Origin of the sequence: Cystobacter fuscus (assembly GCF_044360685.1) — a bacterium.
Lineage (GTDB): Bacteria > Myxococcota > Myxococcia > Myxococcales > Myxococcaceae > Cystobacter > Cystobacter fuscus_C.
In genome coordinates, this window is sequence record NZ_CP043491.1 from 8123684 (window position 1) to 8136485 (window position 12802).

Annotated in this window: 13 protein-coding genes and 1 pseudogene; 3 read left to right on the top strand and 11 right to left on the bottom strand. The window is 69.6% G+C overall.

What is annotated here, in order from left to right; translation table 11 throughout:
- Positions 1–277: 277 nt before the first annotated feature.
- The 4 genes and pseudogenes from F0U63_RS33135 to F0U63_RS33150 all read right to left on the bottom strand — a co-directional run bounded on the left by F0U63_RS33135 (position 278) and on the right by F0U63_RS33150 (position 2880).
- On the bottom strand, positions 278–679 hold the full coding sequence (locus F0U63_RS33135) for a CapA family protein (RefSeq protein ID WP_395836141.1): 402 nt from the start codon (positions 677–679) through the stop codon (positions 278–280).
- A 73-nt stretch (positions 680–752) separates the two neighbouring features.
- Positions 753–1004 (bottom strand): annotated as a pseudogene (locus F0U63_RS33140) (hypothetical protein); the annotation flags it as partial.
- A 103-nt stretch (positions 1005–1107) separates the two neighbouring features.
- Complete coding sequence (gene pelA, locus F0U63_RS33145; RefSeq protein WP_395836143.1) at positions 1108–2277, bottom strand: pectate lyase; 1170 nt, start codon at positions 2275–2277, stop codon at positions 1108–1110.
- Between the two features lie 243 nt (positions 2278–2520).
- On the bottom strand, positions 2521–2880 hold the full coding sequence (locus F0U63_RS33150) for a DUF6184 family natural product biosynthesis lipoprotein (RefSeq protein ID WP_395836145.1): 360 nt from the start codon (positions 2878–2880) through the stop codon (positions 2521–2523).
- Positions 2881–3006: 126 nt separating this feature from the next.
- Between F0U63_RS33150 and F0U63_RS33155 the strand changes: the two genes are divergently transcribed.
- Together F0U63_RS33155 and F0U63_RS33160 are read left to right on the top strand one after the other, a co-directional pair.
- Positions 3007–3777 carry a 3-hydroxybutyrate dehydrogenase gene (locus F0U63_RS33155; RefSeq protein WP_395836147.1) on the top strand — a complete coding sequence of 257 codons (771 nt, stop codon included), beginning with the start codon at positions 3007–3009 and terminating at the stop codon, positions 3775–3777.
- Positions 3774–5015, top strand: a complete 1242-nt coding sequence (locus F0U63_RS33160; protein WP_395836149.1) for a serine hydrolase domain-containing protein — start codon at positions 3774–3776, stop codon at positions 5013–5015. The genes F0U63_RS33155 and F0U63_RS33160 overlap by 4 nt, the downstream gene beginning before the upstream one ends.
- Positions 5016–5033: 18 nt before the next feature.
- Here the strand turns inward: F0U63_RS33160 and F0U63_RS33165 are convergent, their stop codons facing one another.
- The 3 genes from F0U63_RS33165 to F0U63_RS33175 form a co-directional block, all read right to left on the bottom strand.
- The gene (locus tag F0U63_RS33165; RefSeq protein ID WP_395836151.1) at positions 5034–5492 is read right to left on the bottom strand and encodes a DUF1634 domain-containing protein; all 459 of its coding nucleotides are present in this window, start codon (positions 5490–5492) and stop codon (positions 5034–5036) included.
- Positions 5471–6247: a sulfite exporter TauE/SafE family protein gene (locus F0U63_RS33170; RefSeq protein ID WP_395836153.1), complete on the bottom strand. Its 777-nt coding sequence runs from the start codon at positions 6245–6247 to the stop codon at positions 5471–5473. The genes F0U63_RS33165 and F0U63_RS33170 overlap by 22 nt, the downstream gene beginning before the upstream one ends.
- A gap of 113 nt (positions 6248–6360) precedes the next feature.
- The gene (locus tag F0U63_RS33175; protein WP_395836155.1) at positions 6361–7254 is read right to left on the bottom strand and encodes a zinc dependent phospholipase C family protein; all 894 of its coding nucleotides are present in this window, start codon (positions 7252–7254) and stop codon (positions 6361–6363) included.
- A gap of 122 nt (positions 7255–7376) precedes the next feature.
- On the opposite strand from F0U63_RS33175, the gene F0U63_RS33180 reads away from it, so the two are divergent.
- Positions 7377–8972, top strand: coding sequence for a leucyl aminopeptidase (locus F0U63_RS33180; RefSeq protein ID WP_395836157.1), 1596 nt, complete (start codon positions 7377–7379; stop codon positions 8970–8972).
- A 9-nt stretch (positions 8973–8981) separates the two neighbouring features.
- Here the strand turns inward: F0U63_RS33180 and F0U63_RS33185 are convergent, their stop codons facing one another.
- The 4 genes from F0U63_RS33185 to F0U63_RS33200 form a co-directional block, all read right to left on the bottom strand.
- Positions 8982–9593: a hypothetical protein gene (locus F0U63_RS33185; RefSeq protein WP_395836159.1), complete on the bottom strand. Its 612-nt coding sequence runs from the start codon at positions 9591–9593 to the stop codon at positions 8982–8984.
- A 92-nt stretch (positions 9594–9685) separates the two neighbouring features.
- Complete coding sequence (pyrF, locus tag F0U63_RS33190; protein WP_395836161.1) at positions 9686–10411, bottom strand: orotidine-5'-phosphate decarboxylase; 726 nt, start codon at positions 10409–10411, stop codon at positions 9686–9688.
- Complete coding sequence (locus tag F0U63_RS33195) at positions 10408–11688, bottom strand: DUF4388 domain-containing protein (protein WP_395836163.1); 1281 nt, start codon at positions 11686–11688, stop codon at positions 10408–10410. Before F0U63_RS33195 ends, pyrF begins: the two co-directional genes overlap by 4 nt.
- Positions 11689–11697: 9 nt before the next feature.
- Positions 11698–12783 (bottom strand): thioredoxin domain-containing protein, encoded by a 1086-nt coding sequence (locus F0U63_RS33200; protein ID WP_395836165.1) that lies wholly within the window; start codon positions 12781–12783, stop codon positions 11698–11700.
- Between the last annotated feature and the right edge of the window lie 19 nt (positions 12784–12802).

Below are 12802 nucleotides of genomic sequence, written 5' to 3' on the forward strand. Positions count from 1 at the left end.
CCTCGACGCGGGCACCGCCCCAGTCATTCCCCCCTGTGTGACTCGTGAGGTAAGCTCCCGGGCTCCGCCGCCCCAGGAGGCGCAGACGTGAGCGACTCCCCTCGAGAATGCAGCCGCCTCGGACCGTACCTTCTGGGGCTCACCGCGCTCGGAGGCATGGCGCTCGGCATCGGGCTCGATGGCATCACGAACCGAGGAGAGGTTCAGGGCCTTCATCGAATCGCCATGCCATCGTCGCAGGGTTGTCGATGCCGAGGATCGCCGAACGCGCTGGGGGTCAGGTCCAGTGCAGCCAGAGTGAGCCGTCTCCTGCCAGGGTGACGCGAGTGCCGAACTGGCGGCCCTCCCGGTCCAGGATGCCCTGCAACCACCCGGCGTCGGCGGAGGAGGCCCGGCACACCTGGAAGCGGCGCACCCGCATGGGCGTCATGCGGAAGGAAAGCAGCCGGCCGCTCGCGGGCTCCAGCGTCACGAAGTACATCAGGGTCAGGTCACCACGAAAGCCCTCGTTGTCGCGGATACCTTCGTAGTCGTTCAGGAAGTCTCCACAGCCATAAAGGATGGGGCGCTCCCGGTGGATCTCGATGCCACGGGGATGGTGGGAGGAGTGGCCGTGGACGACATCCACCCCCGCCTCGTCGATGAGGGCCCGGGCGAACTCCCGCTGCGCGGAGGGCACCTCGTAACCCCAGTTGCCCCCCCCAGTGGATGGAGGCGATGACGAGTGCTCCCGTGTGCTTGATGGCGCGCACCCTCGCACCGATGCCGCGCGCCGTGGCGGGAGCCAGGTTCTCCAGCAACTCCACCCCTGGCCTGTCCGTGCTCGCCGCCCACTCCGGCGGGATGCCGCTGCTCCTCGTCCCGAACGAGAACACGGCGACCCGGCCCTTGCCTGGGACGTCCAGTAGGGCGGGAGCCCGCGCTTGCAGGGTGGACATGACGCTCATCGAGCGCATGGGAACACCAGCGCGAAGCGCCCGCGCAACCGCCCGGCGAGGGTCCATGCATGCCGGGAGGGTCCGGACGTCCAACTCCTCCCAGGCGAGGCCGCTGTGTCAGCGACCGCGCCTGAGTCGCCTGTCGCGCATCTGGCGGAGGCAGGTGGCTTCAGTAGCCCACCGAGTCGCTGTATTTGATCAGCCTGGTGCCGTAGTCGCCGCCCCACTGGTAGCCGTAGCGGCGCTCGGCCTCGATGTCCATGATGTTGTAGAACATGCCGCCGGTGCGGTCGCTGAAGAAGCCCTTGTCCTGGTTCAGATCATAGAAGCGGTACCACATGGTGCTGCCGGACCTGGTCTGGATCGGGTTGTAGGAGTCGTCGGTGTTGCCCGAGGGGCGCTTCACATAGGCGGTGTTGGCGACCTTGACCGTGCTTCTCTTGAACCAGGCAATCGCGGCCTGGACGGCGGCCTTGACCTCGGCGGTCTGCGGACGGGTCATCAGGAAGGCGACGATCCCCACCGATTCGCTGCCGCTCCTGGAGGGCAGCTCATAGGCCCGGGCTCCCTTCGGGGCGTAGCTGGCCGGATCATGCTGGGCACACCACACGGTCTTCACGCCGCCCTGAACGATCTGCGCCTTGAGGATGTAGTTCACGCCCTTGTCGATCGCGGGGGCGAGCTTCGCGCGCTGCTCGGCGGTGAAGATGTCGCCGTCGAGCGGTGCCTTCTGTCGCGAGGCGTGATCGAGCAGCACCAGCACCCGCACCATCGCATTGTCGTTGAAGGTGATGTAGTTGGAGTAGCTCGTGCCGGTACGCGCCGGATAGACCTGCGGCCAGCCACCCGAGGAGGACTGCATGGTCAGCAGGAAGTCGAGCGCCCGGCGGGCAGCGTCGCGGTGGTTGGTTTTGCCGCCGCGCTTGTAGACGTCGGCGAGGAAGAGGATTTCGGAGACCGTGGCGCCGTTGTCGATGGTGCCCAGTTCCACACCGTTCGCGCCGAGCCACTCCGAGCGTGCCGCCTTGCCGTTCCAGGCGGAACTGTACCACGAGGGAATCTTGTAGAAGCCGCCGTGCGGCATCTGCCAGGAGACGATGTTGTTGGCCTTGGTGGTGTCGGCCGCGAGCGCGGTGGCCGCGTTCGTGCTGGTGCTGAGCCAGCTCTTGTAGCTGTTGAGTTCGGCGTACACCGGGTTGTTGGTCTGATCCAGGGTGGGTGCACTGCTCGCGGCCGTGGTGATGCCGTACGGACCGCTGCCGTCGCCCTCCTCACCTCCGCAGGCGCAAAGCAGGTTCATGACGAAGAGGGTGACAAGGCCCGTACGCGGTGAACTCATCGTGGTTCTCTTTTCTTTCTCATGCTCGCCAGAGTCCCCCCTGGCGAGGCTGCGCCAATGCGCGGACTGTCATTGTCCCTGATAATCCTGATTTCATCCATGAATTAGCGCTTAACCAGAATATCCTGATGACCTTGAAAATAAAAACCCGGCTCGCCTGCTGGCGACCGGGGCGTGACATCCCTTGCTACAGCCTCCCGGAAAGCTGAGCCCTTTCCGGGAGAGACCTGGCTCGTCTACGGATTACGGATTGCCGCTACAGACCTTGTTCCGGGGGCACTTCTCGGCGACAAGCAGGGCCTGATCGACGATGCTGCCACACGACAGAACCTTGATGGCATCCTGGCAGGAGTCGAAGTTCTTGCTGTTGATGTGATCGTCACAGGCCTCCACCGACCAGAGGTTGTTCCAGAAGGCCTTCTCTCTCGTCATGCAGTCATCGTCGTTCGCGTACTTCTTGCCGCTGCCAATCTGCTCACAGTCCGCGTAGGCCTCGCAGGAGTTCCGGGCGGCCACGGTCACGGCATCGGACTGGGAACTCACGCCGCAGCCCATCAGTCCCACCACGCCCAGCATCCACAGCCACTTGTTGTTCAGGTTCATGGGCGCGCGGTTTATGCGCGCTCGCGTCATGACGGCAAGAGACAAGAGGGCCCCTGCGAAACCCGAGGGACGGGCTTGTCGGTGCTGCTCGCACTGGGGATGATTCCCCCCATGCAAGGAGCACCCATGGGAACGTTGACGGACAGGTGTGCGCTCGTGACGGGCGCGGCGAGTGGAATTGGTCAGGCGATCGCCGAGGCGCTGGGCGCGCAAGGAGCCCGGGTGCTGGTCTCGGACCTCGACGAGGCGGGCGCGCGCGCGGTGGCCGGGCGCATCCCGGGCGCCATCGCGCAGCGGGCCGACGTCTCCTCGCGCGAGGACTGCCGGCTCCTCGTCGAGCGGGCGCAGAAGGAGTGGGGTCGGCTCGACATCTTGGTGAACAACGCGGGGCTCCAGCACGTGTCCCCCGTGGAGGAGTTCCCCGAGGACAAGTGGGAGCTGATGATCCGCATCATGCTCGTGGGGCCCTTCCTGCTCACCCGCTACGCCCTGCCCCTCATGTACGCGCGCAAGTGGGGCCGCATCCTCAACATCTCCTCGCTGCACGGCGTGGTGGCCTCGCCATACAAGTCCGCCTACATCTCCGCCAAGCACGGGCTCATGGGGCTCACGAAGACGGTGGCCCTGGAGGCCGCGGACAAGGGCGTGACGGTCAACGCCCTGTGCCCCAGCTACGTGCGCACCCCGCTCGTGGAGAAGCAGATCGCCGATCAGGCCCGCGTCAACCACATGAGCGAAGCCGACGTCATCGAGAAGATCATGCTCGCCCCCGCCGCCGTCAAACGGCTCCTGGAGCCCTCGGAGGTGGCCGCCTACGCGACCTTCCTGTGCTCGGACGCGGCGGGCGGCATCACCGGCGCCGCCCAGATGATGGACTGCGGGTGGACGGCGCGATGACCGACTCCAGCATGGGCTTTGGCGTCAACGTGGACCCAGGCGAGGTGGGCCTGGACGCGCGGCGGCTGCGGCGCATCGACACGCACTTCAGCCGCTACGTCGACGACGGGCGGCTCGCCGGCTGGCAGGTGATGGTGTCTCGCCACGGCAAGGTCGCGCACCTGACGTCCCACGGGCTCGCCGACAAGGAGGCGGGCGTGCCGGTGCGCACGGATACCCTCTGGCGCATCTACTCCATGACGAAGCCCCTCACCTCCGTCGCGGCGATGATGCTCTGGGAGGAAGGCGCCTTCGAGCTGTCCGATCCCGTCAGCCGCTGGCTGCCCGAGTTCGCCGAGCCCCGCGTCTACACCGGAGGGCCCGCGGCCAAACCCGTCACCGTGCCCGCGACGGAGCCCCTGCGCGTGTGGCACCTGCTCACCCAGACCGCCGGGCTGACGTACGGCTTCCACCGCGTGCACGTCACCGATGAGATCTACCGGCTCGCGGAAGCCGAACTGGGCAACAACGCCGATCTCGCCACGCGCGTGCGCGCGTGGGCGAAGCTGCCGCTCGCATTCCAGCCCGGGGCGGAGTGGAACTACTCGGTGGCCACGGACGTGCTCGGCCGGTTCGTCGAAGCCGTCTCCGGCCAGTCGCTCGACACCTTCTTCTCCGAACGCATCCTCGGGCCGCTCGGGATGACGGACACCGCCTTCTGGTGTCCCGAGGCCCAGCACTCCCGGCTGGCGGCGCTGTACACCCGCGCGCCCGGAGCCCCGGGCACGGCGCGCATCGACGCGATCGGCCAGGAGGTGATGCGTCCCCCGGTGTGGCTGTCGGGCGGGGGCGGGCTGGTGTCGACGACGCGCGACTACACGCGCTTCACCTGGATGCTCCTGCGCGGCGGAGAACTCGATGGCGTGCGCCTGCTGTCCCCGAGGACCGTGCGCTACATGACCCAGAACCACTTGCCGGGGAAGGCGGACCTGGCCACCTTTGGTCGGCCGCTGTTCGCCGAGACCCGGTTCGACGGAGTCGGCTTCGGGCTCGGCTTCGCCGTGGTCGACAATCCGGTGGCCTACCGCACGCCCACGAGCGTGGGCGAGTACCACTGGGGCGGCATGGCGAGCACCGCGTTCTGGGTCGATCCGGCCGAGCACCTGACCGTGGTCTTCATGACCCAGCTCATGCCGTCCAGCGCCTACCCCATCCGCTCGCAGCTGCGTCAGCTCGTCTATCAAGCGCTCGTGGACTGAGCGCCCGGGCCCCGGGGCTCAGGTGTGGAAGCCGGCCCCCACCGCCACCGCGAGCAGGCCCAACACCACGGCGGCGTAGGCGGCATAACGCCACTCGCCGCGGATGCCGAGCGTGGTGCCCGCCACCACCAGGCGCACCACCGGGGTCGCCAACAGCGCGGACGCGGCGCCCTTGCGCAGCACGTCGATGGCCACGTGCACGGACTCGCTGTCCGGCAGGGACTCGAGCGCCAGGGACAGCAGGAAGAGCGCGCCACTGCAGGCCGCGCCCCCCCGGAGGAGCCGGGAGATCCACCGCTCCCCGGCCTCCGCGCGCGCGATGTGCTCGGGGGTGGGGGGAGTGGCGGCCTGGGGCACCGCCGGGTAGGTACCCGAGACGGCCCGCCGGGGCCCAGCCCGCCGGGGCGCCTCCTGGGGCACCCACTGCGCCACGGGCACGGACACATTCTTCGTCATCACCTCGCCACGCTCGGCCATATCCCCTCCACTCCCTTCCACAGCATCTGTGCCGCCACCACCAGCAGCACACAGGCGAACATCCGGCGCAGCACGGCCGTGGGCAGGCGAGGCATGAGCCGGCTGCCCACCGAGGCCCCCGCCAACACTCCCACCACCAGCGGCGCCACCAGCGCGAGGTTCATGTGTCCGCGCCAGGCGTAGGCGGCCACGCTCGCGGCCCCCGTCACGCCAACCATCAGGTTGCTCGTGGCGCTGGCCACCTTGAAGGGCACGCGCATGCCGTGGTTCATCAGCGGCACCTTGAGTGGACCCCCGCCCACGCCCAGCAGCGCCGACAGGCCCCCGGCCACGAACGAGCCGGAAATGCCCAGCGGATAGTTGGTGGGCTCGTAGTCCTCGAGCCCCTGCTCCTGAATCGGGCGCGCCAGCAGCATCTGCGCCGACACGTAGAGCGTGAAGAGGCCGAACACCAGGGCGACCCAGGCGGGAGCCACCAGGCTCGCCACCAGCCCGCCGACGATGGCGCCCGTCACCGTGGCCAGCTCCAGCGTCAGGCCCAGGCGGATGTCACTCAGCCGCCGCTCCACGTAGCGCGCCGACGCGCCACAGGAGCTGGCCACCACGCACATCAGGCTCGCCGGCACCGCGTCCTCCAGCGGCACCTTGAACCCCAGGACGAGCGTTGGAACCAGGAGGACACCTCCTCCAACCCCCAGGAGAGAACCCATGGTTCCCGCGAACACACCCGCTGCGATCAAGAGGAGAAGCGTCATACCCAAAAAGAGGATAGGGGCCCCCTTGACGTTCGGATAGGAGCATTCCCCCCTCTTTCAGGGCTCGATCGGCTGGCAGCCCCCCACCGCGGGACAATACCGGGAGGCTCTGCCTAGGCGGCGCGCGCGCCGATGTTTCCTTCGGGGAACTCGGCGAGGAAGCGCGAGCGGGCACGGGGAGTGAAAATGCCCCGGGCCATGAAGGCCAACAGCCGCCGCAGCACCGCGCGCGACTGCTCCACGGCGCGCTCCACCTCGGCGGCGAAGTCGAAGGAGTCGTTGCGGTAGAGTTCCTGGAAGCTCAACTGGGACCAGGCCGGCAGGGCGCGCATGCGGCCCAGGGGACTGGAGAGGTAGAGCCCGCCCAGGTACAGGCCGCGCACCCACCCGTCCAGCTCGGCCTTGGTGGGCGCCTGCTGCAGCGTCTCCTGGGAGGCGAGCCGCACCAGCTCGTAGATGCCCCGGCCGATGCCCTTGAGCGGCATGCCCGCGCTCTTGGTGACCTGGAAGCGCGAGCGCAGGCGGGGGCTGCCCATGAGGTCCGCCCCATGCAGCTCGCGCAGGTAGAAGAGCGTCTGGGTCCACTCGATCTGCCGGTGGGCGACAAGGGCGTGCTCGCCCCGGCGCCGGTGGCGCAGCACCAGCTCGTCCACCCGGGGGTGGAGCGCGCGATCCAGGCACAGGTGGGTGAAGTAGCCGGCCAGGATCGCCAGCCCGGCCTCGGTGCCCACCAGGGCGCCGGCGGCCACCAGCTCGGCCATCTTCAGGCCCAGGGCCACCGGGGCGCGCTCGTGGAACATGCGCGCGAAGGGGGGCCAGTCCCGACCGGAGAAGTTGGCACCCAGCCCGCCGAAGAGCCCATCGCACAGGGGCAGGTCCGGCAGGGCCGCGCCGAAGCGCGCGTAGGCCAGGTCCTCGGAGAGCGCGCGGATGAAGTCCTCGGGCAGCTCGCCGGGATTGGCGGCCAGCCGCTCGATGGCCGTGAGGTGGAGCAACAGCGAAGGCATGGGCAGGACCTAGTCAGCCCCACGGGGCAATGCAACGCGGGAGTGTTCGACCCTTCTTGCTTGAAACATTCCGGGCGATACAGTCCCGCGCCCCTTTCCCTCTTCAGGAGCTGTCCCCCCGCATGAATTTCAGTTTCATCTCCGGCGAACTCGCCCGCGCGAGCGGTGAGCTGCTCGTGATTCCCCTCTTCGAAGGCGAGACCGGGGAAGGTGCGCCCGGCCTGCTCGCCCAGGCCCACGCCGCGCTCGAGGCCCGGCTGCTGCCAGCCGCCACCCAGGAGGGCTTCAAGGGCAAGAGCGAGCAGACCTTCGTGATGCACTCGCTCGGCAAGCTCGAGGCGGAGCGCGTGCTGCTGCTCGGCCTGGGCACCCGCGCCCGTTTCACCCCCGAGGTGTTGCGCCTGACGGCGGGCCGCGCGGCGAAGACGGCCCAGCGGCTCAAGGTGCGCTCGCTGGTGTTCGCGCTGCCTGGGGGGCTGGACGCCACGTCCAGCGTGCGCGCCGTGGTGGAGGGCCTGGAGCTGGGCGCCTACCGCTTCGAGACCTACAAGTCCTCGGCCCGCGAGGAGAAGAACGCGCCCCGGCTGACCACGGTGAAGCTGGCGCTCGCCGAGGGGGAGAAGACGAAGGAGCTCGAGCAGACGGTGGCGCTCGCGCAGCGCGTGGCCGAGGCCACCAACTGGGCGAGGGATCTCACCAACGAGCCGCCCAACGTCATCAACCCCGAGCGGCTGGCCCGCGCGGCGCAGGACATGGCGCGCCAGGCCGGCCTCAAGGCGAGCGTGGGTGGCCGCAAGGAGCTCGAGCGGTTGAAGATGGGGATGTTCCTCGCGGTGGCCCGGGGCAGCGTGAACGAGCCCCAGCTCATCCACCTCGAGTACACGCCGAAGAATGCCAAACACGCGAAGCAGGCCCCCGTGGCGCTGGTGGGCAAGGCCGTCACCTTCGACTCCGGCGGCCTGTCGCTCAAGCCCACCGACTCCATGGTGGACATGAAGACGGACATGGCCGGCTCGGCCGCGGTGCTCGGGGCCATGAAGGTCATCGCCGCGCTCAAGCCGCCCTTCCCCGTGCACGCCTTCATCGGCGCGTGCGAGAACATGCCGTCGGGCACCTCCTACCGGCCGAGCGACGTGCTCGTGTCGCGCTCGGGCAAGACGGTGGAGGTGACGAACACGGACGCCGAGGGCCGCCTGGTGCTCGGCGACATCATCACCTGGGCCAACGAGCACAAGCCCGCGGCGCTCATCGATCTGGCCACGCTCACCGGCGCGTGCATGGTGGCGCTCGGCCACTACCTCACGGGCGCGTTCGGCGACCACGACGCGACGGTGAACGAGCTGCTGGAGTCGGCGCGCGCGGCGGGCGAGGAGATGTGGCGCATGCCGGTGACGGAGCTGCAGAAGGACGCGCTGCGCTCGGAGATCGCCGACATGAAGAACTCGGGCGAGCGCTGGGGCGGCGCCACCAACGCGGCGCTCTTCCTCAAGGAGTTCGTCGGGGACACGCCGTGGGTGCACCTGGACATCGCGGGCCCCTCCATCAGCCCCAAGGAGCGCGGCTACAACGGCAAGGGCCCCACGGGCGTGGGCGTGCGCACGCTCGTGGAGTACGTGCGGCGCCGCGCCGCGCAGCTCGAGGGCAGCGAGGCCACGCAGGCCCCTGCCGCCCCCGCGCCCAAGGCCAGGCCCGCGCGTGGCGGGCGCGCCCGGAGCTGAGTCCCGGGCTCAGAGCTGCTCGGGCACCTCCACGGGCAGCGGGTGGACACTCTCGAAGAGGGTGTTCACCGTCTCGGGCACCTCGTCCGGCGCGGCCGAGGGCCACGTGGCGAGCATCATGAAGACGTGGCCCGCGCTGCCGTCGCGCACCACCACACGGCCGCGCACGTTGTCGCCCACGGCGAACTGGAAGCCCACGGCGCTGTCGGACAGGGCCAGCGGCTCCGGATCGCTGGTGACGAAACCGGGCTGGCTGCGCAACCCCAGTGTCAGCCGCTCGGCGAACTGGATGGGCGAGGCCACCGCGGGCGCCACCTGCAACACCACCTGGGCACCGCTCGTGCGGTGGCGCAGGACGACGGGAATGGCGAGCCCCTCGGGCGTCTGCTCGTCCGTCTCATCCAGGAGCCAGTCGCCCCCCGGCTGGGTGAGCTCGAAGCCCAGGGTCTGATCCACGTAGCGCCGGGACTCCGGCGGCAGCTGCGACTCCTGGGAGCGCTCCGCCACGAGCCCCGAACCGCCCACCGCCTCATTGGACGACGCCCGCACCGCCTGCTTCGCCCCGCTGCATGCCGTGCAGAGTGCGACCAGGCCCCACCCCAACAACCGCCTTGCGTCCATGTGTTCTCTCCTGGCCGGATGGCCTGGGACACAAGCTGGGGACGGGGGGCGGAAGCGGCCAGGGGGAAGACAGGGGGGGCTGTCGCGAGATGTCAGGCGGAGGAAACTTCCTCGGCGATGGCGCGCGCGGCCGCCAGCGGCTCGGGGGCGGTGTGGATGGGGCGGCCCACCACGAGCAGATCCGCCCCCGCGCGCCGGGCGAAGGCGGGCGTCTCCGCGCGGCTCTGGTCCCCCGCCGCGGCGCCCGCGGGACGGATGCCGGGGGTACACAGGAAGGGCGTGGGCCCGAGCTCGCGGCGGAAGGCGGCGGCCTCGCGGGGCGAGCACACGAGACCGTCCACGCCCGCGCCCACGGCCAGCCGCGCCAGCCGTAGCGCGGCCTCCTCGGGCGTGCCGGGCAGGCCCACCGCCGCCACCTCCGCGGCGGACAGGGAGGTGAGCACCGTCACCGCGAGCACCCGGGGGGCCTCATGTCCCTTGGCGCGGGCCCCTTCGCGCGCGCCCTTCACCGCGGCGCGCAGCATGCTCTCGCCTCCAGCCGCGTGCACGGTGAGCAGCGACACGCCGAGCGCTCCGGCGCGCGCCGCCGCCAGCTCCACGGTGTTGGGGATGTCGTGCAGCTTCAGGTCGAGGAAGATGCGCGCGCCCAGCCGCTGGAAGGCGGCCACGGCCGGGGGCCCATGCTCCACGAAGAGCGACAGGCCCACCTTGGCGTAGCCCACGTGGGGCGCCACGCGCTCATAGAGGCGCAGGCCCTCGTCCAGGGGGAGATCCGCGGCGAGCGCGATCCGCTCCCGCGCGGGGAATACCTCCGTCATGACAGTCCCTCTTGCAGGTCGCGGTAGCCGCGGTAGAGCCGCTCGGACATCTCTCCGGGCAGCACGTTGCGCGCGGAGAAGAGCGCATAGGACACGAAGGCATCGAGCGCCTCGAGCGTCATGGCGCGCGCGAGCGCCTCGCCGCCACTGGAGACGTTGCTGCGGATGCGCTCCACGTCCAGCCGGCCATCCGGCCCGAGCGTCACCCCCTCGTAGGCCGCCTCCAGCCCGGGCTGGGGCGACTCGAGGAAGCCGCGCAGCAGGTCCGGGTTGGCGCCCGCGAGGCGGATGGCGGTGTGGATCTGCGCGAGCAGCGAGTTGAAGCGCTCCTCGGGGCTCATGGGCGCCACCACGGGCGGGGGAATCGCCGCGAAGGTGCCCGAGGCTCGCCGGGGAACGGGCGCCACAGGCGCCACGGCCGGCACGGTCGTCCTGAGCTGGATGACGAGCGCGCCATCGCGCATGCGCTCCTCCACCCAGGTGAGGAAGGAAAAGAGGCTGCCCTCCCAGAAGGAGCGCAGCGCGCCCAGCGAGGTGCCGGGGGCCGCCTGGGCGAAGAGGGACTCCTCGCCGGGAGGAGGCGCCTCGGCGCCGGTGGTGACCATCAGATCATCCGGGAAGCGCCGGCGCAGCCGCGCCACCGCCTCGCCCCGCTTGAGGCCCTGGATGACCAGATCCCTCGTGCGCTCCTGGAGCTTCACCTGATCTCCCGGAGGCTGGCGCCCCTCGAGGAAGAGGAAGCTGCCCTCGGCCATCTCGAAGAGGTTGAGCATCACCTCGCGCACCAGGTACGTCATGGCGCTGTAGAGGTTGGCCTCGGACAGGAAGCCCTCGCGGGTGAGCACCGCGCCGATGCGCAAGGAGGGCGTCACCTTGCCGAGCGCGAGGTGGAGCTGCTCGGGCGTGACGAGCCCCAGCTGCACCACCACGGAGCCGAGCCGCTCGTGGTGCACGCTGGAGACGGCGAAGGTGGGCTGGCCATCCCGGAAGGTGACGGTGCGCTGCACCGGACCATTCTGGAGGGTGAGCTGGCCGCTGCGGATGCCGGAGACGACGTGGCCGAGCACCTCCTCCACGGACAGCGAGCTGAGGCTGCCGGCGAAGAAGCCGCCCAGGGCGGCGGGCTCGCGCAACAACACCACCCCCTCGGACGAGTGGAAATGCGCCACGAGGGGTTGGCCCGGCGTGAGGCTGGCGGCGAGCGGGCGCTCCAACTCGAGCACCGCCGGCTCACCGCCCTGCCCTGGGCGAAGCGAGGCCTTGGGACGAGCCGCCACGCGGACTCCCTACTGCTTGGCCTTCAGCTCGTTGTCGATGATGCTCTTGAACTCGTCGATCGGCTGGGCGCCTGACAGCAGGATGCCGTTGATGAAGAACGCCGGGGTGCCCGTGACGCCCACCTTCGAGCCGGCCTCCTGATCGGCCTTCACCACGGCGGCCTTCTCACCCGAGTCCAGGCACTTGTCGAACTTCGCCGTGTCCAGGCCCACCGTCTTGGCGTGCGCCTTGAGGTCCTCCACCTTGAGGGCCTGCTGATTGGCGAACAGGGCGTCGTGGTACTCCCAGAACTTGTTCTGATCCTGGGCGCACAGCGAGGCCTCGGCGGCCTTGGGGGCCTCCTTGTGGAAGTCCAGGGGGAACTGGCGGAACACCAGCTTCACCTTGTCCGGGTAGGCCTTGAGCACCTCGTCCACCGTCTTCACGGCGCGGCTGCAGAAGGGGCACTGGAAGTCGCTGAACTCCACGATGGTGATGGGCGCGCCGTCCGGGCCGCGCGAGGGGCCGGTGGCGGCCACTTCCTTGCGCTCGGCGGGCGGGCGCGGGGGCTCGGGCAGGGTGATCTGCACGTTGGCGTTCTTCTTCAGCTCGGCGAAGTACTCGCGCGCGCGCTCCTGCTTCTTCGAGCTGTTGAGGAATTCGACGATCTGCGGCTTGAACTGCTCGTAGGTGGCGCCCGGGGGCAGCCGTTCCTTGGCATCGTCGTACAGCTTCTTGATCTCCTCCTCGGGCGGCTGGGGAATCTTGTCGTCCACCTCGGCCTTGACCAGCTGCTCCTCGGTGAGGCCGCGCTTGGCGGCCTCGGCCTTCACGAGCTTCTCCACCACGAAGCCATCCAGGCCCTGCTTGCGCGTCTGGAACTTCTGCTTCTCCAGGTTGGCCAGCGGCTCCTTGATGCGCTCGTTGAGCTCACCGAAGGTGATCTTCTGTCCGTCGCCGAAGGTGGCCACGACGGTGTCGGCGGCGGGCTCCGTGGCGGAGGCGGAGGTGGTGGGAGCGCCGGCGGTCGCCGGGGCCTTCTCCTTGTTGCAGCCGGAGAACAGGGAGGCCGCCAGCAGACCGGCCAGGAGGGTGGAAGTCGAGCGCATGAGCATATGGGTTGGGGTCCTTAAT

Excerpts from the sequence above, each read along its gene's own strand:
- pelA (WP_395836143.1), bottom strand. The coding sequence starts at position 2,277 with ATGAGTTCACCGCGTACGGGCCTTGTCACCCTCTTCGTCATGAACCTG.
- F0U63_RS33150 (WP_395836145.1), bottom strand. The coding sequence starts at position 2,880 with ATGAACCTGAACAACAAGTGGCTGTGGATGCTGGGCGTGGTGGGACTG.
- F0U63_RS33155 (WP_395836147.1), top strand. The coding sequence starts at position 3,007 with ATGGGAACGTTGACGGACAGGTGTGCGCTCGTGACGGGCGCGGCGAGT.
- F0U63_RS33160 (WP_395836149.1), top strand. The coding sequence starts at position 3,774 with ATGACCGACTCCAGCATGGGCTTTGGCGTCAACGTGGACCCAGGCGAG.
- F0U63_RS33165 (WP_395836151.1), bottom strand. The coding sequence starts at position 5,492 with ATGGCCGAGCGTGGCGAGGTGATGACGAAGAATGTGTCCGTGCCCGTG.
- F0U63_RS33170 (WP_395836153.1), bottom strand. The coding sequence starts at position 6,247 with ATGACGCTTCTCCTCTTGATCGCAGCGGGTGTGTTCGCGGGAACCATG.
- F0U63_RS33175 (WP_395836155.1), bottom strand. The coding sequence starts at position 7,254 with ATGCCTTCGCTGTTGCTCCACCTCACGGCCATCGAGCGGCTGGCCGCC.
- F0U63_RS33180 (WP_395836157.1), top strand. The coding sequence starts at position 7,377 with ATGAATTTCAGTTTCATCTCCGGCGAACTCGCCCGCGCGAGCGGTGAG.
- F0U63_RS33185 (WP_395836159.1), bottom strand. The coding sequence starts at position 9,593 with ATGGACGCAAGGCGGTTGTTGGGGTGGGGCCTGGTCGCACTCTGCACG.
- pyrF (WP_395836161.1), bottom strand. The coding sequence starts at position 10,411 with ATGACGGAGGTATTCCCCGCGCGGGAGCGGATCGCGCTCGCCGCGGAT.
- F0U63_RS33200 (WP_395836165.1), bottom strand. The coding sequence starts at position 12,783 with ATGCTCATGCGCTCGACTTCCACCCTCCTGGCCGGTCTGCTGGCGGCC.